22 protein-coding genes are annotated in these 20574 nt (G+C 60.3%); 14 read left to right on the top strand and 8 right to left on the bottom strand.

The genetic code is table 11. The annotated features are described in order from the left end of the window. Positions 1 to 131 precede the first annotated feature (131 nt). The 11 genes from ftsZ (at position 132) to ACTHUY_RS03605 (ending at position 10436) form a co-directional block, all read left to right on the top strand. A complete protein-coding gene (gene ftsZ / locus ACTHUY_RS03655) occupies positions 132 to 1343 on the top strand; it encodes a cell division protein FtsZ (protein WP_441675023.1) in 1212 nt (403 codons plus the stop codon). Beyond that, positions 1340 to 2038 (top strand): polyphenol oxidase family protein, encoded by a 699-nt coding sequence (locus tag ACTHUY_RS03650; RefSeq protein ID WP_441677709.1) that lies wholly within the window; start codon positions 1340 to 1342, stop codon positions 2036 to 2038. Before ftsZ ends, ACTHUY_RS03650 begins: the two co-directional genes overlap by 4 nt. Positions 2039 to 2125: 87 nt before the next feature. Then, positions 2126 to 2536 (top strand): cell division protein SepF, encoded by a 411-nt coding sequence (locus ACTHUY_RS03645; RefSeq protein ID WP_126703040.1) that lies wholly within the window; start codon positions 2126 to 2128, stop codon positions 2534 to 2536. After that, complete coding sequence (locus ACTHUY_RS03640) at positions 2536 to 2832, top strand: YggT family protein (RefSeq protein WP_441654515.1); 297 nt, start codon at positions 2536 to 2538, stop codon at positions 2830 to 2832. The genes ACTHUY_RS03645 and ACTHUY_RS03640 overlap by 1 nt, the downstream gene beginning before the upstream one ends. Positions 2833 to 2907: 75 nt before the next feature. Further along, positions 2908 to 3492: a DivIVA domain-containing protein gene (locus ACTHUY_RS03635; protein ID WP_441654514.1), complete on the top strand. Its 585-nt coding sequence runs from the start codon at positions 2908 to 2910 to the stop codon at positions 3490 to 3492. Positions 3493 to 3537: 45 nt separating this feature from the next. Further along, on the top strand, positions 3538 to 4044 hold the full coding sequence (gene lspA / locus ACTHUY_RS03630; RefSeq protein ID WP_126703043.1) for a signal peptidase II: 507 nt from the start codon (positions 3538 to 3540) through the stop codon (positions 4042 to 4044). After that, on the top strand, positions 4037 to 4966 hold the full coding sequence (locus ACTHUY_RS03625) for an RluA family pseudouridine synthase (RefSeq protein WP_441654513.1): 930 nt from the start codon (positions 4037 to 4039) through the stop codon (positions 4964 to 4966). The genes lspA and ACTHUY_RS03625 overlap by 8 nt, the downstream gene beginning before the upstream one ends. Then, positions 4963 to 5412 carry a GNAT family N-acetyltransferase gene (locus ACTHUY_RS03620; RefSeq protein WP_441654512.1) on the top strand — a complete coding sequence of 150 codons (450 nt, stop codon included), beginning with the start codon at positions 4963 to 4965 and terminating at the stop codon, positions 5410 to 5412. Before ACTHUY_RS03625 ends, ACTHUY_RS03620 begins: the two co-directional genes overlap by 4 nt. A 284-nt stretch (positions 5413 to 5696) precedes the next feature. Then, the gene (gene dnaE, locus ACTHUY_RS03615; RefSeq protein ID WP_441654511.1) at positions 5697 to 9236 is read left to right on the top strand and encodes a DNA polymerase III subunit alpha; all 3540 of its coding nucleotides are present in this window, start codon (positions 5697 to 5699) and stop codon (positions 9234 to 9236) included. Next, on the top strand, positions 9233 to 9424 hold the full coding sequence (locus tag ACTHUY_RS03610; protein WP_126703047.1) for a DUF6767 domain-containing protein: 192 nt from the start codon (positions 9233 to 9235) through the stop codon (positions 9422 to 9424). Before dnaE ends, ACTHUY_RS03610 begins: the two co-directional genes overlap by 4 nt. Positions 9425 to 9461: 37 nt before the next feature. After that, positions 9462 to 10436 (top strand): YeiH family protein, encoded by a 975-nt coding sequence (locus ACTHUY_RS03605; protein WP_441654510.1) that lies wholly within the window; start codon positions 9462 to 9464, stop codon positions 10434 to 10436. A gap of 152 nt (positions 10437 to 10588) precedes the next feature. On the opposite strand, the gene ACTHUY_RS03600 is transcribed toward ACTHUY_RS03605, so the two are convergent. From ACTHUY_RS03600 to ACTHUY_RS03565, 8 genes are all read right to left on the bottom strand, one after another. Next, positions 10589 to 11347 (bottom strand): ABC transporter permease, encoded by a 759-nt coding sequence (locus ACTHUY_RS03600; protein WP_126703049.1) that lies wholly within the window; start codon positions 11345 to 11347, stop codon positions 10589 to 10591. Further along, positions 11344 to 12273 carry an ABC transporter ATP-binding protein gene (locus tag ACTHUY_RS03595; RefSeq protein ID WP_441654509.1) on the bottom strand — a complete coding sequence of 310 codons (930 nt, stop codon included), beginning with the start codon at positions 12271 to 12273 and terminating at the stop codon, positions 11344 to 11346. Before ACTHUY_RS03595 ends, ACTHUY_RS03600 begins: the two co-directional genes overlap by 4 nt. Positions 12274 to 12623: 350 nt before the next feature. Next, positions 12624 to 12833 (bottom strand): RNA-binding S4 domain-containing protein, encoded by a 210-nt coding sequence (locus ACTHUY_RS03590; protein WP_126703051.1) that lies wholly within the window; start codon positions 12831 to 12833, stop codon positions 12624 to 12626. Continuing rightward, positions 12826 to 13329 carry a VTT domain-containing protein gene (locus tag ACTHUY_RS03585; RefSeq protein WP_441654508.1) on the bottom strand — a complete coding sequence of 168 codons (504 nt, stop codon included), beginning with the start codon at positions 13327 to 13329 and terminating at the stop codon, positions 12826 to 12828. The genes ACTHUY_RS03590 and ACTHUY_RS03585 overlap by 8 nt, the downstream gene beginning before the upstream one ends. Beyond that, positions 13329 to 13742, bottom strand: coding sequence for a Fur family transcriptional regulator (locus ACTHUY_RS03580; protein WP_441654507.1), 414 nt, complete (start codon positions 13740 to 13742; stop codon positions 13329 to 13331). The genes ACTHUY_RS03585 and ACTHUY_RS03580 overlap by 1 nt, the downstream gene beginning before the upstream one ends. Next, positions 13727 to 14638, bottom strand: a complete 912-nt coding sequence (locus ACTHUY_RS03575; protein WP_126703054.1) for a metal ABC transporter permease — start codon at positions 14636 to 14638, stop codon at positions 13727 to 13729. The genes ACTHUY_RS03580 and ACTHUY_RS03575 overlap by 16 nt, the downstream gene beginning before the upstream one ends. Further along, positions 14635 to 15399 carry a metal ABC transporter ATP-binding protein gene (locus ACTHUY_RS03570; protein ID WP_441654506.1) on the bottom strand — a complete coding sequence of 255 codons (765 nt, stop codon included), beginning with the start codon at positions 15397 to 15399 and terminating at the stop codon, positions 14635 to 14637. The genes ACTHUY_RS03575 and ACTHUY_RS03570 overlap by 4 nt, the downstream gene beginning before the upstream one ends. After that, positions 15396 to 16640, bottom strand: coding sequence for a metal ABC transporter substrate-binding protein (locus ACTHUY_RS03565; RefSeq protein ID WP_441654505.1), 1245 nt, complete (start codon positions 16638 to 16640; stop codon positions 15396 to 15398). The genes ACTHUY_RS03570 and ACTHUY_RS03565 overlap by 4 nt, the downstream gene beginning before the upstream one ends. 152 nt (positions 16641 to 16792) lie before the next feature. On the opposite strand from ACTHUY_RS03565, the gene ACTHUY_RS03560 reads away from it, so the two are divergent. Genes ACTHUY_RS03560 through dusB form a run of 3 tightly spaced genes read left to right on the top strand, consistent with a single transcriptional unit; the run spans position 16793 to position 20449 of the window. Further along, a complete protein-coding gene (locus ACTHUY_RS03560; protein ID WP_441654504.1) occupies positions 16793 to 18178 on the top strand; it encodes a glycine--tRNA ligase in 1386 nt (461 codons plus the stop codon). Further along, entirely contained in the window at positions 18178 to 19299 is a 1122-nt protein-coding gene (locus ACTHUY_RS03555) for a YibE/F family protein (RefSeq protein WP_126703058.1), read from the top strand. The genes ACTHUY_RS03560 and ACTHUY_RS03555 overlap by 1 nt, the downstream gene beginning before the upstream one ends. Further along, on the top strand, positions 19292 to 20449 hold the full coding sequence (dusB, locus tag ACTHUY_RS03550; RefSeq protein WP_441677684.1) for a tRNA dihydrouridine synthase DusB: 1158 nt from the start codon (positions 19292 to 19294) through the stop codon (positions 20447 to 20449). Before ACTHUY_RS03555 ends, dusB begins: the two co-directional genes overlap by 8 nt. Positions 20450 to 20574 lie beyond the last annotated feature (125 nt).

Raw genomic sequence — 20574 nt, 5'->3', positions numbered from 1 at the left:
CCGGAAAGTGACTTGCGACGAGTTTCGACACGCGGCGCGTCGGTAGTTGATCGCGGCCCTGAAGGTCCGTAACTTATGCGCGAGGTTGGAGCCAAGAAACCTCAACCACAACTTGAGGTCCCGGAGGAAACATGTCAACAATCAACAATGCAGCAAACATCAAGGTCATTGGGGTTGGCGGTGCAGGAGTAAACGCCGTCGATCGAATGATCCAGGACGGCGTCTCCGGGGTCGAGTTCATTGCCGTCAATACTGACGGCCAGTCGCTCGTCAAGTCGGAGGCCGAGACGAAGCTCGACATCGGTCGTTCCGTTTCCAACGGTCTCGGTGCGGGTGCCGACCCGTCGATTGGCCGCAAGTCGGCCGAGGAAAACATCGACATCATCCGTGCAGCCCTCGAAGGTGCCGACATGGTGTTCGTCACCGCAGGCGAGGGCGGTGGCACGGGAACCGGTGCGGCCCCGATCGTCGCCAAGGTAGCTCGCGAGCTCGGTGCACTGACCGTTGGCGTGGTAACCCGCCCATTCGACTTTGAGGGCCGCCAGCGCGCCTCCAAGGCAGCCGAGGGTATCAAGGAGCTCCGCTCCGCTGTCGACACCCTTATCGTTATCCCGAATGATCGCCTCCTGGAGATCGCCGAAACAGAGCCGTCGATCATCGAGGCTTACCATATGGCAGACGAGGTGCTCCGCTCGGGTGTCAAGGGAATTTCCGACCTCATCACGATCCCCGGCCTCGTGAACCTCGACTTCGCAGACGTCAAGGCCGTCATGAAGGATGCCGGTACGGCCATCATGGGCATCGGCTCCGCCTCCGGTGAGGACCGCGCCATGAGGGCAACGGAGAACGCTATTTCCTCCCCGCTTCTCGAAGCACGTATTGACGGTGCCCACGGCGTCCTCCTGTCATTCCAGGCAGGTGCCGACTTCACGATGCGAGAGCTGGCAAGCGCCTCGCAGCTCGTCAAGGAATCGGTTGACCCGAACGCGAACATCATCGTGGGACAGATCATCGAGGACTCCCTTGGCGACGTCGTCAACGTGACAGTCATTGCCGCAGGCTTCGATGAGGCAGAGGACCACATCCTCGAGGGCCGCATCCCGGGCGCCGTGTCGCAGCCCCAGGGTCACCAGTTGCCGGCAGCCGTCCCGGAATCGCCCGTACAGTCGGAGTCCGCTCCCGCTGCCAACGGTGACACCGAGCCCGGTCACCTTGTCTCGCCGTCCGCCCCGGTCTCCCCGGCGGCCCCGGCCACAACCCCCACGCGGCGTCCCGAGCCGGTTCAGCCCGAACGCGGCCGCTCCGACCTCGATATTCCGTCCTTCCTCTTCTCCGAGGACTGATCATCGATTTCCTCTCGATCCCGGGGGCGCTCGCCGGCTTCACCACGCGTGTTCCGGGGACGCCCCCGGAGTCGTATGCCGGGAACCTCGGCTACCACGTTGGTGACGATCCGAAGAACGTTGACCGGTGGCGGGCTGAGCTCCAGGAGCAGACGGGACCGCTTGCCTGGATGAGCCAGGTGCACGGCACAACGATTCTCGATGCTCAGCCGCATGTCCAGGTAGCCGACGGCCTGCTGGTGAGGCCCGGTCAGGGCGCAGCCGTCATGGTAGCCGACTGCGTTCCCCTTCTGCTCATTGGGCGAAGCAATAACGATCCCGTTATTGGAGCCGTCGTGCACGTTGGTAGGGCGGGTCTCTTCGGTGGCATCGGCGTCCGCGGTGTCGAAGCACTCAGGGTTAAGGGTGCCGAGCAAATCGAGGCGATAATCGGCCCCGCGATCTGCGGCCAGTGCTACGAGGTTGGAGAAGCCATGGCGGAGGACTCCGAGAAGGTTATGCCCGGAAGCTCGTGCGTAACGCGGTGGGGGACTGCCGGGATCGATATCCCGGGAGCCCTTGCCGAGCAATTGCGGAGCAACGGGGTCGAAGTGCGTGACGAACGGGTTTGTACGATGGAAGATGACAGGTACTTCTCACATCGCAGACAAAAGGGACAAGCGGGCCGGTTTGCGGGGGTTCTGGTCCTGCCATAATCGCGACACTCCGCGCGGCCTACGTCCGAAATATTTCTAACTGACTTACCTTAAACATGGCATGCCAATTACGGAAGGGGGAGCGTCATGGGAATGTTTGAGCGCTTCATGGAGAAAGCACCGCAGCTCGACGAAGCAGAGGAGTACTACGACTCGGAGGAGTACGAGTACGACGACTACGAGGAAGAAGCGCCCGTGAGCAAGATCAGGGCAGTGGCCCCCGCCGAAGAGGTGTCTCGTATTGCCACCTGCTGGCCGACCAACTTCGCCGACGTTGCAACGTTCGCTGACGAGTTCCGTAAGGACCTGCCCGTGATCCTCAACCTCGCGAACGCCGATGACTCGGCGCGCCAGCGGATCGCTGACTTTGCCCTTGGCGTTTGCTACGGACGTGGTGGAACGCTGAACCAGATCTCCGATGACGTGCTTCTCATGACCCCGCACTCGGTCAGGATGGAAGAGCACCGTTCCGACGGGACCAACCGACTCGGTCGTTAATGGCTCTCTTCCTCACAATTATCTGGTGGGCCCTCTGGCTATACACCTTTGTCCTCTTTGGACGCGTCGTCATCGACCTGGTATCGGTGTTCGCGCGAGACTGGCGCCCCACCGGCTTCGTTCTCGTCCTATCGAACCTCGTCTATCGACTGACGGATCCACCGCTCCGCTTCCTCGGTAGGTATATTCCGCCGCTGAGGCTGGGGGCCGTGGCGCTCGACATGGGCTTCCTTGTCCTCTTCTTTGGAGTGTCGATTGCCCAGTGGATCATCCAGAGAATACTCATCGCTCTGTAGACCCGTTTTCCTAAAAGACCTGGTGTAGTCTTAATATCGTTTAGTATTACCCAACCGAACACATGAGGTGAAGAAATGACGCTGCTCACGGAAGAGGATGTCGTTAACAAGACATTCACCGAAACGCGCCCGCGTGAACGCGAAGTTGGCTACAACCAGGACGAGGTCGACGACTTCCTCGACGAGGTGGCTGAGACGATCAAGAACCTGATCGAGGAGCGCGACAAGCTCCGCGACGAGCTGGCACAGTCCAAGGCGCGCGTCGGAGAGCTCGAGGCTGGCGCTGGCGCCGCACCTGAGCAGCCCGCCGCTGCCGCTGCCCCCGCCCAGACATTCGCCGATACTGGCGACCTGTCCGGCCCCGCAGCCGGTGTCCTTGCTCTCGCCCAGCAGCTTCATGACAAGTACGTCAACGAAGGCAAGGAAGAGGGCGACCGCATCCTCGCCGAGGCGAACACCGAGTCCGCTCGCATCATCAAGGAAGCGGAGGACCAGCACAACAGGACCCTCACGCAGCTTGAGCAGGAGAGGGGACTTCTTGAACGGAAGATCGCCGAGCTCCGCGACTTCGAACGCGACTATCGTTCGCGCATGAAGTCTTACCTCGAGTCGCTCCTTTCGAACGTTGAATCGGGCCAAACCGGCGCCGGCAACCTTTAAGAGATTGGTATTCGATGGCGGCCTACGGGCCGCCATCGGCCTGTTATGTATAAACTCGCGCTTCCCCTCGGCCTGATCATCACTCTGGTTGACCAGGCGACGAAGTATTGGGCCGAACAGGCTCTGTCTGATGGTCAGCGGATCTCAGTCATTGGGGATTTCCTGAGCTTCACGCTCGTCTATAACCCGGGCGCTGCCTTTTCTTTCGGTACCGGGAATACGTGGCTGTTCACGATCTTTTCGATCGTTGTCATCGCCGTGATCACGTACGTGTTGAAGGAATGCAAGTCGAAGCCATGGGCGATCACCCTTGGAGTGATTGTCGGTGGCGCGATGGGTAACTTCATTGACCGGATCTTCAGGGACCCGTCCTTCGGCCAGGGACACGTCGTTGACTTCATCAACTACAACGGCTGGTTTGTTGGGAACGTTGCCGACGTAGCTCTTGTCCTGGGAGTTGCAGCCCTCATTGTCATTGAACTCAAGGGCGTTCCGTTTGGAGGCAAGCAGGCACGGGCGGAGGACGAGGAGGCGGAGCCCGTACATGAGTGAGTTCCGCACCTACTTCGTCCCCGACGGGCTTGCCGGTGAGCGAGTTGATGTCGGGGTTTCTCGGCTCACGGGACTGTCCCGCACGAAAGCCGGAGAACTCGTAGACGAAGGCAAGGCCACCGTGGACCGTAAGCCGGTAGGCAGGTCCCGGAGACTGTTGGCGGGGGAACGGCTCGACGTTGAACTACCAGATCCGCCTTCGCAGGAACCGGTAGAAACTCCGGTGGACATGGATGTGGTCCACGAAGATGCGGACATCATTGTCGTAGACAAGCCGGCTGGAGTTGCGGCACATCCTTCGGTGGGCTGGGAAGGCCCCAACGTTGTGGGCGCCCTGCGAGCAGCCGGAGTAAGCATTACCTCCTACGGCCCTGCGGAACGCCAGGGCATCGTGCACCGCCTCGACGTTGGTACATCCGGGCTCATGGTCGTCGCCAAGTCCGAGAGGGCCTACACGACACTCAAGCGGGCATTCAAGGAACGCACGGTCACGAAAACCTACCACTGCCTCGTGCAGGGGCACCCGTTCCCGCAGAAGGGCACGATCGACGCACCAATTGCTCGAGACACCCGGCATTCGTGGAAGATGGGGGTGGTGTCCGGTGGGCGCCCCTCGATCACCCACTACGAGACGATCGAAACAATGGCGGGTGCGAGCCTGCTCGAGATCGATCTGGAGACCGGAAGAACCCACCAGATCCGCGTGCACATGTCCGCGGTCCATCATCCGGCGGTTGGTGATCCGCTCTACGGTTCCGATCCGACCCTGTCCGAAAAAATTGGTTTGGACCGTCAGTGGCTCCATGCGGTCTCACTGTCGTTTGAACATCCGGGTAGCGGCAAGGCCGTCTCGTACCACTCCGACTATCCTGAAGACCTTCAGAATGCTCTCGACATTCTCCGGGAAGGGGACCTGTGGTGATCAAACGAATTGAGACCCAGGAAGAGCTGGATGCTGCCTGGCAACTCCGCAAGGATATCTTTGTTGACGAACAGAACGTGCCGGTCTCTGAAGAGCTCGACGACCTCGACCAGGTACCCACCACAATTCATGTCCTCGCCGCTGACGAGGAGGGCCCCACGGCCACGGGTAGGATCCTGCTGGACGGACCGGGCCGGGTTCACCTGGGCCGAATCTGCGTAGCGAAGCGTACTCGGGGGTCCGGGCTTGGCAGGATTCTCATGTCTGAGCTGGAACGCATCGCCGCCGAAGAGTACTCGGCGGACGGCAAGCTCACCATCGACCTGTCGGCACAGGACAGCGCCCAAGGCTTCTACGGCAGGCTCGGGTACGAGATCATTGATGATCGCAGATATTTGGATGCTGGAATCTGGCATCGAGATATGAGAAAAATAATCGCCCGTTAAGCAGAGCGATCGTCCGTTAAGAATGCCGGGTCTTGGTTCCCAACAGCGCTCCCAAGAGCCCCGGACATCCGGACCAAGCGGTCAATTCCGTTCATACTGAGCAAGTTCTTACGACGGCTTCTTGTTGCCAATGGAGCTCCCGGACACGCGGCATGAGCACGGCTGACGACGATTTCATGCCCCGGGGTTTTTGGCATGAAGGCCTTCCCAGCCCGAAGTGTGCGGCGGGCCATTGTGGTGTTTGCTGACTCCACTTTGTCCGCCCGGGCTCCTAGACTAGGAACATGGCCATCGCTAATGAAGACTTCGCTCACCTGCACGTCCATACCGAATACTCAATGCTGGACGGGGCGGCGAAGATCAAGAAGCTGGTCAACGCGGCCGTCGAAAATGGCCAAAAGGCCCTCGCAATCACCGACCACGGTTACCTGTTCGGCGCATACGACTTTTACCGCACGGCCAAGTCCGCCGGCATCAAGCCAATTATTGGGCTTGAGGCGTACATGACCCCGGGCATCTCCCGTCACTCGAAGGAACGAGTCCGCTGGGGTACTCCGGAGCAGAAGGCCGATGATGTCTCAGCATCGGGCGCGTACACCCACATGACCCTCCTGGCCCACTCGACGAAGGGCATGCACAACCTGTTCCGCATGGGCTCGAAGGCCTCCCTGGAGGGGCAGATGGGCAAGTGGCCCCGGATTGACCGGGAACTGCTCGAAACATACTCCGAGGGACTTATCGGCACGGCAGGATGTCCATCTGGTGAGGTCCAGGTGCGGTTGCGGCTCGGCCAGTGGGACGAAGCGATTCGGTCCGCGGGGGAGATGCAGGACATTTTTGGCAAGGAGAACTACTTTGTCGAAATCATGGACCACGACAACGAGATCGAACGCCGCGTCAGGAACGAGCTTCTTGAGCTCGCGAAGGCTATTGATGCCCCGATCATCGCGACTAACGACTCTCACTACGTGAACGAGGACGACGCGAAGATCCAGGATGCGATGCTCTGCATCAACTCTGGCTCAACACTCAATGATCCGGACCGCTTCCAGTTCGACGGCCACGGTTATTACCTCCGTTCGACGGCAGACATGGAGAGACTGTTCGGCGACATCCCGGGAGCTCTGTCCAACACCATGCTCATTGCGGAGCGGGCGGAGATGGAGTTCGTGACCGCCGATCAGGGCGCGAACTACATGCCGGAATTCCCAACACCTCCGGGTGAGGATCCGACCTCCTGGTTCGTCAAGGAAGTCGAGAACGGCCTGCACGAACGCTTCGGCGAGACCATCCCGGAGGAGGTCCGCAAGCGCGCCGACTACGAGGTTAGCGTCATTAATCAGATGGGATTCCCGGGTTACTTCCTGGTCGTCTCCGACTACATCAAGTGGGCGAAGTCGCAGGGCATTCGTGTGGGTCCCGGCCGTGGTTCCGGTGCCGGTTCGATGGTTGCCTACGCTCTTCAGATCACCGACCTTGACCCAATTCCTCACGGTCTCCTGTTTGAGCGATTCCTCAACCCCGAACGTGTTTCCATGCCCGATATCGATGTTGACTTTGACGAGCGTCGACGCGGCGAAGTGATCGATTACGTCGAGAATAAGTACGGCAAGGAGAACGTCTCCCAGGTCGTCACCTACGGCACGATCAAGTCGAAGCAGGCGCTGAAGGACTCGGCACGTGTTCTTGGATATCCATTCGAGGTTGGCGAGAAGATGACGAAGGCGATGCCGCCGGACGTGCAGGGCAACTCGATCCCTCTTGGCGACGTCTACAACAAGGAGTCAAGTCGGTACGCGGAGGCCGGCGAGTTCCGTGCGCACATCGAGTCGACACCCGACAACGAGAAGGTGTTTGAACTCGCCCAGGGTATCGAGGGCTTGACCAGGCAGTGGGGCGTACATGCCTGTGCCGTCATCATGTCTTCGGAGCCCCTCGAAGACGTTATTCCGATCATGCAACGCCCTCAGGACGGCGCAGTCATCACTCAATTCGAGTACCCGCAGTGCGAGGAACTCGGTCTACTGAAGATGGACTTCCTCGGTCTTCGTAACCTCACGGTCATTGAGGATGCACTGGAGAACATCCGGAACAACGGCAAGGAAGCTCCGGACATCGACCATCTGCCGCTCGACGACAAAGAAACGTACGAGCTCATGGGCCGGGCCGAGACGCTCGGTGTGTTCCAGCTCGATGGCGCCGGCATGCGCACCCTGCTGAAGCAAATGAAACCCGACAACTTCGAAGATATTTCGGCCGTTTCGGCTCTCTACCGTCCGGGCCCGATGGGTGCGAGCTCCCACACGAACTATGCGCTCCGTAAGAACGGGCTCCAAGAGATCGTCCCGATCCACCCCGAGCTTGAGGAACCGCTCCAGGAAATCCTGGGCACGACTTGCGGTCTGATTGTCTACCAGGAGCAGGTCATGCAGATCGCTCAGAAGGTAGCTGGCTTCACGCTCGGTAAAGCAGACGTTTTGCGTAAGGCCATGGGTAAGAAGAAGCTGGACGTCCTCAACGCGCAGTTCGCGGACTTCGAGGCCGGCATGGTCAACAATGGCTACTCGAAGGAATGCGTCAAGGTCCTGTGGGACATCCTCCTTCCGTTCTCCCAGTACGCCTTCAACAAGTCGCACTCGGCTGCCTACGGTGTCGTCTCCTACTGGACTGCCTACCTCAAGGCGCACTTCCCGGTCGAGTTCATGGCTGCACTGCTGACCTCCCAGAAGTCGGACAAGAAGAAGCTTGCCCTGTACCTGGCCGAGTGCCGCCGCATGGGAATAACGGTGACCCAGCCCGATGTCAACGATTCATCTGCCAACTTCACGGCCGTTGGTGACTCGATCAGTATCGGCCTGTCGGCGATCCGTAACGTCGGTGCTCACGTCGTTGAAGGCATCGTGTCGGCACGCGAGGAGAAGGGCGCCTACACGTCCTTCCAGGACTTCCTCAACAAGGTTCCGCTGCCCGTGTGCAACAAGCGCGCGATGGACTGCCTGATCAAGGCCGGAGGCTTCGACAAGCTCGGCTACAACCGCAAGGCTCTAGCGTTGATCGCAGAGGAATCGGTCGATGCCGTTGTGGCTGTGAAGCGCAACGAGGCGGCTGGCCAGTTTGATCTTTTCGCCGGCCTCGGCGAGGACTCCGGTATGTCCTTCGACATTGAGGTTCCGGAGATCCCCGAATGGGACAAGAAGACGAAGCTGAACTTTGAGCGGGAAATGGTGGGACTCTACGTCTCCGACCACCCGCTGTCCGGCCTCGAAGCTGCCGTTGAGCGTGCTGCATCCACCTCGATTGTTTCGATGTTTGAAGGCGATGAGCGGGCCGACGGGGAGCAGGTCACGGTCGCCGGCCTTATTACCTCGGTGGAGACGAGAGTGTCGAAGAAGTCGGGCAAGCTCTGGGCTCAGGTCATGTTGGAAGACATGACGGGATCGATTTCGATCAACGTGTTCCCCGCGACCTACCAGAAGGTCTCCGATCAGCTCGTCCAAGACTCGGTGGTTGCCGTGAAGTCGAGGGTTTCGAACCGAGAAGGCGATATCCAGCTCAATGCTCAAGAGATCCTTCCCGTTGATACTCGGGGCGCCGATGATCGACCCGTCGAGATCACGGTCGCAGAGGAGAAGTGCACGAAGGAACTCATGTCCAGGCTGCGTGGCCTGCTTGGTAACTACCCGGGTAACACTCCCGTCCGCATCCGGGTTCGTGGTCGTTCGGCGACGACCGTTGTCCAGGTATCAAATGCCTTCAATGTCCAGTCCGGGCCCGCTCTGGCAGCGGACCTTTCGGTCCTTCTCGGGCCTAGGAGTCTCGCGTGAGCAGACCCGTTCCCCAGTGTCCGATTCGCCCGGGCGAGCCCTGCACCCTATGCCAGGCCTTCGTGACGGGCCCGGAGGACTGCCAGACGGTCAAGCTGGTTATGGAGGATGACGAACTGAGGGAAATGCTTGCGGTCAAGCGCCGCGAGTACCGGGAACGAAAGAACGCCACTGGGCCGCGTCGATAGACGGCCCGGCTTCCAGCCGTCTAACAGGAGTAGGCTGATGATCGTGCTTAAACGCGTTCTCCCCGGTTCCCTATTCTGTCTCGTCATCGGTCTTGTCTGCGTCCTCGTTCAGCGGCTCGTCCCCGAGGTCAGCGCACTCCTGATTGCGATCCTCGCTGGGATAATCGCTGCGAACCTCGTGAAGCTACCCGCGGTGCTGGATGATGGGGTGGCCTTTAGCGCGAAGAAGATCCTCCGCACCGGCATTGTCCTTCTCGGCTTTTCAATCGTCCTCGACGACATTGTGGCCCTCGGCTGGGGCGTTGTTCTTGTCATTGTTGCCGTGGTTTTCGGTGGGTTGTTTGGAACGATGCTGATTGGGCAAAGACTCGGTGTTACCCGGTCCCAGTCGATCCTGATCGGTGCCGGGTTTTCGGTATGTGGGGCGGCCGCGGTTGCCGGTGTGGAGTCCACGATTAAGCGGAAGGACTCTGAGGTTGCCACGGCGATTGCCCTGGTCGTTCTCTACGGCACCCTGATGATTCTCGTTGCCCCGCTGGCACTTGGGGCAGCCGGTCTTGATGATCGCCTCGCTGGTCTTATCGCGGGCTCCTCAATTCACGAGGTGGCCCAGGTGGTGGCTGTCGGTGGAATTATGGGCGGCGGGGTGCTCACCGTTGCCGTGATCGTCAAGCTCGCCAGGGTCCTCATGCTTGCACCGATGATCGCTGTTCTCGGGCTGATGGAGAGGAACCGCGAAGACCGGGGCCATCGGGCCCCGATTGTTCCTTTGTTTGTCGCAGGATTCATTGCGGCATCGGTTGTTGCCACGATGGTTGACCTGCCGACGGGCTTCCTGTCAGTGATCTCGTTCCTCCAGACCCTATGCCTTGCCGCGGCAATGTTTGCCCTCGGGTTAGGCATTAAGTTTGCACAGTTCAAGCAGGTGGGCTTCCGGCCCGTCCTGCTTGGCGGACTCTCCACCGCGCTCGTTGCCGCTATCTCGACGGTCGGCATGATTCTAGTCAGCTGAAAGGCCCCGGCGGATAGTTCGCACCGGAGCCTTCGAGCATGGTCGTGAGGGCGGGACCGTACACGTGGGTGACGGCCTGAGTTGCGAGGCTACCTAACGGATCCGCTTCTCAACTGCTCCGCTTCTCAACTGATCGGCTCAGCGCCGCTGGGCTAGACGCGGGCCGTGCCTTTTCTGACGAGGTAGACGCACAGACCTGCGAAGAGAGCGGTCCAGATCCCGAAGTTCAGCAGAGCCTGCCAGAGCGGCTCGGAGATCTCGTTGCCGTTCATGTCATAGCCCGTGCCCTCGTACAGCGGATATCTTGCCAGCGCTGCATATCCGTACATGGGGGTGAGCTTACCGATGGTCAGCATAAGGCCGGACAGGGGAACGAAGAGGTTGCCGAGGAAGGCGAGGATGACGAGGATGCCGGAGGAAACTGAGGCGGCTGTTTCCGACTTGAAGTAGAGGCCGAACACGAGTCCATACAGGGCGAATGTCATGGAGCCGATGACCAGGATGATCGCGGAAAGCAACCAGGTCATCCCCGTTGCCTCCGACTTCAGGAAGAAGCCGAGCAGGTAGATGATGCCGATGGGGATGGCCGCAATCGTCATGGCAAGCAGAGTCTTGACGCCGACATAGGAGGCCTGCTTCATGGGGGTGAGGGCAAGCTGCCTGCCCCAGCCCTGAGTCTTTTCCACCGCCGCCATACCCGACACCGAGGATGTCGCGGTGGCGGCGCCATAGGCACTCATGGCGATCATGGTGGACATGGCGATGTTGCCGTTGCCGACCCGGAGTTCGGCCCATTCCATGGTGGAACCGAAGATGATGAACATAAATGCCGGCAGGGCCACGATGAAGAAGAGGGATGCGGGGTCGCGGAGGATCCGCTTGAATTCAATGCGGTACATGGTCCAGTTCATTCGGCCATCCCCTCCTCGGTGAGGTCAACGAATGCTTCTTCGAGCGACGGAGCAGAGATCTCGAGATCTTGCACGCCGTCCAGTGACAGTAGGTGACGAGCAAGATTGTCGCTCTCGGTGGTTTTTGCTTCGAGCAAGCCGCCGTGGATGGTGAACTGCAGATCCGGGAGTGTGCGCGACAGTTCGTCCCTGACCGCTGTTTCGCTTTCAACGTGGGCGCTGACCAGACGGATGTTTGTGTGGTGCCTGATCTCGGCCATGGGGCCGTCCGCGACAATCTGGCCCTTCGACATGAGGACAACCCGCTGTGCGAACGACTGGGCTTCTTCCAGGTAGTGGGTGGCGAACACGACCGTGCGGCCCTCGCGCGCCTCCGACTGCATGTTCTCCCAGAACGACCTGCGGGCGCTCACATCCATGCCAGCCGTCGGCTCGTCGAGGACCAACATTTTGGGATTGGGTAGGAGGGAGAGCGCGAACTTGACGCGCTGCTGCTCGCCGCCGGAGCACAGGGAGATCTTCCGGTCGGCTAGATGTGCGATCCCGGCCCGTTCCAGGGCCTCCCGTCCCAGGGTCGGGGTGCGGTAGTTCGAGGCAACATAGTCGATAACCTCGCCAACCTTGAGATCGTGGAGCAGGCCTCCGGTTTGGAGGACAGCGGAGATCATGCCTTTGTCGATTGCGTCCTTGGGCTGAAGACCACCAATGAGAACGTTCCCTGAGGTGGGGGTCGTGAGCCCGAGGACCATGTCGAGTGTTGTGGTTTTCCCGGCTCCATTCGGTCCGAGGAGGGCCACGATCTCACCCGATTGGATCGTGAGATCGATTCCGTTGACAGCTTTCACCGCGCCCTTCTTGAAGTGCTTGGTGAGCGAACTGATGTGAACTGCAGAGGTGGTGTCCGTCGGTGGACGCTGGGAGGTCATTTCTCAAGTGTTGCGCAAATGGTGGGGGAGCGAAACTGCACGCGCATATTGTCCAGATGAACAGTTGGTTAATGAGGTTGGGGGACGCCTGGAATGATAGGAATTTGTCGGGCGTAAGCGCGCCTCGAAAAAGCTGAAACGAGACCTATTCAGGTGCTTGTGTCACTGCCCAGCATCGCGGATCGCGGCCTTTATCCCTCTGTAGCCGAGGGTGGGATACTCATGCCGCCCGGCCGCCGAGCCGATGGGCCTGCGGTGCCTGCTGGCTTAGGACGGTGGGTATCGGTTGGCTCTGGACGCTCGGATGAAGCAGTTATCGGAGCGACCAGATCGTGCAGTTCGGTCGTGGACTATTCCGCTACGACGGTTATCGTCTCGCCGTGTGCGGAGACCTTGTCGCCTTCGGTCAGCTGCTTGCCGCGCTGGGTGCAGGGGGCGCCGTTGAGAAGAACGTCGCCGTTCTCTACGAGTTCACGGGCGTGGGCACCGGACTCGGCGAGGTTAGCGAGCTTGAGGAACTGGCCGAGCCTGATGGGAAGCTTTACTGGTACGTCATTCATTGATGAGTTTCTCCTGGGCTCTCTTGCGGAGCCAAACGAGGACGATGATAAGGATGATGAGACCGATAAGGGTGGCGACTCCGGCGGGGGAACCAGCGAATGTGGCGAGCAGCGCGTTCCAGACGGAGAAACCGATGGTCGAGTAGATGATCGCCCAGGCAATACAGCCGGGGAACATGGCGAGGGTGTACTTTGGGGGAGCCATGCGGGTGAGGCCGGCTGCAAGCTGGATGATGGTCTGGAATCCGACGGTGAGGAACGACAGAGGGATGATAATCCAGCCTCTGCGGTGGAGTGTGCCGATACCGTTGATAACGGCATCGCTTTCGGACCAGTTGTAGAGCTTCCTGCGCCACCCGTCTTGCGGGACATTGCTTGTGAGCTTGGAGGCTATGAAATACCCGAGCCAATACGTGGCCTGGGCGCGGCAGAACACGACGAACAGCAGGAAGAGGAAAACCCAGATCAACGGGCCGCTGTCGAGAAAGTCTCCCATCAGTTTGCTGCCTGGCATTCGCCGCACACGCCGTATAGCTCGAACGTGTGGGTGACGTTGGAAAAGCCGTGATGATTGGCTACCTCATCGGCCCAGGTTTCAATCCCCGCTCCCTCAACCTCTCGGGTCTTGCCGCACCTGCGGCAGATCAGATGGTGGTGGTGGGCGTCGTGAAGGCACTTGCGGTAAAGCATCTCTCCATCGGAGTCGCGCAGGCAGTCAACGTCGCCGTCGTCGGCAAACATTTGTAGTGCCCGGTAGACGGTGGCTAGCCCGACGTCTTCACCGCGATCGGACAGGACCTCGTGCAGGGCCTGGGCGGACAGGAACCGATCGGTTGATTCCAGCACCTGCCAAATCAGCGATCGCGCGCGCGTGGACCTCCTGGCGGGCTGCCCTACTCCGTTCGACACTCTTCACCTCTCAGACTGTCATCCATGTTTGGATGGGGATCTTTCTCCTGCGATCTTACTAGGAGGGGGCGCACAATCGAGAGGAGTGCGTAGAGACCCACAGCCAGCATGACGATCATGGCGCCCGGTGAAATGTCGTAAACGTACGTAATGATGAGACCGGCCTCGGCGACGACGAGGCCGATAATCATTGCCATCCTCATGGTCGAGATGAATGATCGCGTGACGAGCTGTGCGGTGGCGACTGGGATAACCATGAGGGCGGACACCATGAGAACACCAACGACACGCATGGCGATAGCAATGGTGAGGGCTGCGGTCACGGAGATCAGGACAGATAGGACCCGTACGGGCAGTCCAGTTGCTTTCGCGAACTCTTCGTCGTGGCACAGGGCAAACAGCGCGGGGCGTAGCCCGATGCCAACAATAAAGATGATGACGGCGAGGAAAACCGATAGCCACATGTCGAGTGGGGTGACTGTGGAGATCGAACCGAACAGGTAGGCGTTGAGATTGTTGGTGGTGCCACCGGCGATCCCGATGAGGAGAACGCCGCCAGCAATGCCGCCGTAGAACAGGAGCGCGAGGGCCACGTCTCCGGAGGCCTTGCCACGGTCGCGGAGATATTCGATGAGGAGTGCTCCGAGTACGGAAGCAAAGATGGCTCCGGGAACTGCCCACTGATCCTGCTGAGTGGCTCCCGCCGCGGAAGCGGCGAGCCATCCGGCGGCGACGCCGGTTAGGGCCATGTGCCCAATTCCGTCACCGAGAAGGGTGAGCCTGCGCTGGACAAGATAGGTGCCCATGACGGGAGCGGAGACACCCACGATTGCGGCGGTGATGAGCGCGCGGCGCAGTAGCCCGCTTCCCCACATTTCACTCAGTATGTCGATCACAGGCCGCCCTCCAAGTCGGGTGTACGGAACGGCAGGTAGTCATCGCCGTGCTCGTGGTCATGGTCGTGGTCCGGATGATCGTGGCCCTCTGCGACCCGAGGAGCGGGACCAAAGTGCGCGACCCTGCCGTGTTCGATAACGACCGTGGCGTCAATGAGCGGCTTAAGGTCCTGCAGTTCGTGCAAGACAACAACGATGGTGAGGCCCTGGTCGCGCTTCTCCGTCAGAGTCTGCGTAATGAGCTCCCGGGATCTCTTGTCGACACCGGAGAACGGTTCGTCGAGGAAAAGAAGGGAAGGGTTCCGGACGAGGGAGCGGGCGAGCACGACGCGCTGCTGCTGCCCGCCGGAGAACGTTTGGACGGACTCATGAGCGCGGTGGGCAAGGCCCACACGTTCGAGGGAATCCATTGCCTTTTCCTTGGCGTCCTTACCGTGCCGGAAAGAGTTGCCGTATAGCAAGCCGGAGGAGACAACTTCGAGAGCGGTTGCTGGAACGCCCGCGGTGGAGGTGACGCGCTGGGGTGCGTAGCCGATCGACTCCCAGTCGAGCGAGCGGCCCGGCAGTTCCTGACCGAGGAGCCGGATGGTGCCGGTGTGCGGAAAGATACCGAGCATTGCTCGAACCAGAGTGGATTTGCCGGCGCCGTTAGGCCCCAGAATCCCGAGGGTGGAACCCTCGGGAACGTCAAGACTGATATCGGTCAGGATCTGGGAGGAGCCGAGTCTGACTCCAACGCTTTCAAGTTCTACCGCCGTCAACGGCAGTCCAGTGCGTTTTGGAGCTTGTCTAGGTTGGTTCGCATGAGAGCCTCGTAGTCAACGTTTTCATCGAGTTGGGTGGCCCCGGCATCCAGAATGTCGACGTCCACTCCCGCTTCCTCCGCCAAAGCGCCCGTCACGGACATTTCGGCCTCAGAGGTTGCGAAGATCAATGATACTCCCGCTTCTTCGATCAGCGCCGTGACCTCAGCGACACGACGCGGCGAAGGTTCGGTGTCAATCTCGAGACCGGCAATTCCCTGCTGGTCCAGGTCGTAAGCATTAGCAAGGTATCCGAAGGCCTCGTGGGAAACGACAAAGGTGTCGCTCTCGCACTGCGCCAGCCCCTCGTGGAAATCGCCATCCAGTGCCTCCATATCCGCAATCAGCTGCTCGGCGTTAGCGCGGTATTCGTCAGCGTTATCGGGATCAATCTCGGCAAGCTGCTCAGCGACGGGCTCCGCCAGCAGAGCCAGCTGAGTCGGGTCAAGCCAGAAGTGCGGATCAGGGCCCGAGTGGTCGTGTCCGTCGTGCGAATGCTCTTCCGCTTCCTCGGACGCAGCGTCGTGTGCGTCCTGGAGGGATTCCTGCGCCGCGGCAGCATCGTCCGTTACTTCGGACTCGTGGTCGTGATCGGAGTGGTCGTCCTCGGTGGTCGTGTCCTCGTTTGCGTGATCGTGGTCTGAATGATCGTCTTCCGTCGGGTTGACATCGTCCGAGCTACCTTCCTCGGAGTGGTCGTGTCCTTCGTGATCTTCCTCGTCGGCGTGATCGTGATCCTCATGCGCTTCTGCTTCCTCGGACGCCGCGTCATGTGCGTCCTGGGAGGCTTCCTGTTCCTCGGCTACGTCGCCTGAGTGATCGTGACCGGAGTGGTCGATGTCTTCGATCAGCTCGATGTGGTCGGCAGCGTCGATGACTCGGCTGACCTCGGCGGCGCCGAGGGCATCATCCATGGCTGCTTGATATCCGGACAGGGTCACGACGAGGTCGACGTTCGAGAGATTGTTGACCTGGCGGGGTGAGAGCTCCAGGCTGTGATCATCGGAGCCCGGGGGAGTGAGCGAGGTGACCGAGACGTGGTCTCCCCCCACTTCTTCCGCAACATACTCGAGGGGGTAGATCGAGGTGGTGACCTGGATGCCGTCGGAGCTCGTTTCGTCGCCAGTTTCCGATGAGCAGGCTGCGAGGATCAGTGCCGTACTGCCAAGGACCGCCACTGCGGGCTTCAATCTCTTCATGAGAACCATTCTCGGACAAGTGAGAATCGTTGTCAATTAGGGAGTGGCGGGATACGTCACGTTTGATTGTGGCAATTTCGGGAGAGTCGGGGATACTTGGTCACGTACGTCATCGTCCGTGCCATCCAGGTACGGGAAATAGAAAGGTTCCCATGGCTACATCGAAACTTGACAGCGTTATTTCTCTTGCGAAGCGGAGAGGCTTCGTTTATCCGTCCGGCGAGATCTACGGTGGTACGCGCTCAGCATGGGATTACGGTCCGCTTGGCGTGGAGCTCAAGGAGAACATCAAGCGCCAGTGGTGGCGCTTCATGGTTCAGGGCCGGGATAACGTCGTCGGCCTCGATTCTTCGATTATTCTTCCCCGCGATGTCTGGGTTGCCTCCGGCCACCTCGATGTCTTCAACGATCCGCTGACCGAGTGCATGAACTGCCACAAGCGGTTCCGTGTGGACCAGATGCAGGAGGAGTACGCGCACAAGAAGGGCATTGAGGATCCGGACACGGTTGAGCTGGCCGAACTGGGATGTCCGTCGTGTGGCACGAAGGGGCAGTGGACCGAGCCCCGCGACTTCAACATGATGCTGAAGACCTACCTTGGTCCCGTCGAGGATGAGTCCGGCGTGCACTACCTTCGTCCCGAGACCGCCCAGGGTATCTTCGTGAACTTCGGTAACGTCATGACTTCGGCTCGTATGAAGCCGCCGTTCGGCATCGGCCAGATCGGTAAGTCCTTCCGCAACGAGATCACGCCCGGTAACTTCATTTTCCGCACCCGCGAGTTCGAGCAGATGGAACTGCAGTTCTTCGTTGAGCCGGGCACGGATGAGGAGTGGCACGAGTACTGGCTGCAGGAGCGCACCAACTGGTACGTCGACCTCGGTATCTCGCGTGAGAACCTTCGCCACTTCGAGCACCCGCAAGAGAAGCTTTCCCACTACGCCAAGCGCACCGTCGACATCGAATACAAGTTCGGTTTTGCGGGCGGCGACTGGGGCGAGCTTGAGGGTGTTGCAAACCGTACGGACTTCGACCTGTCGACCCACACGAAGCACTCCGGTAAGAAGCTTGAATACTTCGATCAGCAATCGGGTGAACGCTACACGCCGTACGTTATCGAGCCCTCGGCCGGTCTTACCCGCTCCCTCATGACTTTCCTCGTGGAAGCTTACGAGGAGGATGAGGCTCCGAACACGAAGGGTGGCGTCGATAAGCGCACCGTCCTGCGTCTCGATCCGCGCCTGGCTCCCGTCAAGGCCGCCGTCTTCCCGCTGTCCCGTAAGGAAGAGCTGGTTGGCCCCGCCAAGGAGCTCGCTCAGGAGCTGCGCATGCAGTACAACATCGAGTACGACGATGCTGGCGCGGTTGGTCGCCGCTACCGCCGTCAGGACGAGATCGGCACCCCGTTCTGCATCACCTACGACTTCGATTCGCTCGAAGACCAGTCGGTGACGATCCGCGACCGTGACACGATGGCGCAGGAACGCGTCTCCCTGTCGAAGGTTTCCTCGTACCTGAACGAGCGGATCCCGCGCTAGTGCATTCTCACGAGGACATCACCCTCGAGTCGGGTACGGCGAGGCGCGTCGCCATATGGCAGGCGATCCTCGTCGTACCCTTGGCACTTGCCACACTCATTGGGCTTGTTCTCCTCTGGCCTGCCGATTCCCCGGCGGGCTCCGTCCCCCTCGTTGCCGATTCCGTCACGATCGAAACCGGCACCGTCACCGAAATTGGTGACACGGACGAGTCTGGGGCAACTGACATTCGGATGATGTTGGATCAGGGCACGGAAGTGCCCGTCCACATCCCGCCCGAAATCATCGACAACGGTCTCGACGTTGGTGACTCCATCGAAGTGCTGTTCACCCCGGCCGCCGTGGGCACGGGAACTCCCTACATTTTCTGGGACTTTGAACGAGATGTCCCGCTGTGGTTGCTGATCGGCCTCTACATTCTGGTCGTCACCGTTGTTGCCAGAGGTAAGGGCCTCGCCGCGGTCGCTGGCCTGGGCCTAAGTCTCGCCGTTGTTGTCGTCTTCATGCTTCCCGCGTTGCTGGCGGGGCAGAACCCGCTTCTTGTTGTTCTGGCGGGCGCGGGAGCGATGATGTTCTCCTCGATCTATCTCGCCCACGGAATATCAATCCGAACAACCACCGCCATACTCGGCACCGCTGGCGGGCTTATAGTCACCGGCATACTTGCCATCATCGCGACCGATTTCGCCAACCTCACGGGGACCCTCACCAGCTCCGCACTCTCGCTCACCGCGTACGACATTCAACTGGATCAGCTACTCGTCTGCGGAATGATTCTCGCCGGCCTGGGAGCCCTCAATGACGTGACGATCACTCAGGTTTCCACGGTCTGGGAACTGCGATCCGCCAACCCCAATGCATCTGTCATGCAACTGTACAAGCAGGGCATGGTCGTCGGACGAGACCATATTGCGTCCACGATCTACACCCTGGCGTTCGCATATGTGGGCACCGCCCTACCGCTTCTGATGGCTGCGGCTGTTCTCGACCGGTCGTTCCTCGCTACACTGTCAACCGGCGAGATCGCCGAGGAGATCGTTCGGACCCTCGTGGCCTCGATCGGCCTCGTTCTCGCCATCCCACTCACCACTGGAATCGCAGCGAGGCTGGCGCGTGCCTGAACTTAACATTGGAAACCTGACTGCCACGGACGTTGTCCTAGCTCCCATGGCAGGTGTAACAAACCCTCCGTTCCGCAGGCTCTGCCGCGAAGCGGGAGAAGAGGGTGCCCGCATGGCGGGATACACCGGCGCCTCCGGTTTCTACGTGTGCGAAATGGTGACCACAAGGGCGCTCGTCGAACGTCACCCCGAAACGATGCGGATGATCGAACCCGACCCGGAAGACCCCATCCGCTCCATCCAGCTCTACGGCGTCGAACCCAAGACCGTTGGTGCGGCGGTACGCATGCTTGTTGACGAAGACCGCGCTGACCACATTGACCTGAACTTTGGATGCCCGGTACCGAAGGTCACCCGCAAGGGCGGGGGAGCAGCCCTGCCGTGGAAAACGGACCTGTTCGCCGACCTCGTCAAGCAGGCCGTGGACAATGCTGGCGGCATTCCCGTCACCATCAAGACCCGCATCGGAATCGACGCCGACCACCAGACATATCTGGATGCTGGACGGATCGCACAGGATGCTGGCGTTGTCGCCATGGCGCTCCACGGGCGGACCATGGCCCAGCACTATGCTGGCAAGGCCGACTGGGACACCATCGCAACCCTCGTTGACGAACTCGACATTCCCGTCCTCGGCAACGGGGACCTGTTAAGTGCCGACGATGCCCAGGCCATGAGAGAGCACACCGAATGTGCAGGAGTTGTCGTAGGCAGGGGATGTCAAGGCAGGCCCTGGCTCTTCACGGACCTTGTCGCCGCCTCGCATGGCTCCACCGTCCGTGCCCGCCCCACCTTCCGCGAAGTCTCCGCCATCATCCACCGCCACGCCGAATACTCCATCGAACACTTCGGTGAAGAGCTCCGCGCCATGAGGGAAATGCGCAAGCACATCACCTGGTACCTGCGCGGCTTCGCCATCGGTGGCGAAAACCGTCGAGACCTCGCCCTCGTCTCCAGCCTCGCCGAACTCGACGAGCGTCTCGCTGCAATCCCCGACCAGGAATACCCGGAGGCAGCGGAGGGCCCCAGGGGCCGTGCCGGCACCGAGAAGAAGCCCCACCTGCCCGAATTCTGGCTCGACTCAAGGGCCCTCTCAGCCGAACAGTCCTTCAAAATCCAGGCGGCCGAAGTCAACATCTCTGGCGGCTGAGACCGAGCGCAGGCATAGCTGAGGCTCAGCACGCACATGCAAAAGACCGGCTGTGCAGAACGCGTGAGCCCCCGACGAAGCCGGATATCAAGACGCCCGACAACAATCACCACGAAGCCGGCTGC

It is taken from the genome of Flaviflexus sp. (assembly GCF_052087705.1).
Taxonomy (GTDB): domain Bacteria; phylum Actinomycetota; class Actinomycetes; order Actinomycetales; family Actinomycetaceae; genus Flaviflexus; species Flaviflexus ciconiae.
Note: the sequence above shows the minus strand (reverse complement) of the source record. Positions and strands in the feature narration are given on the sequence as shown.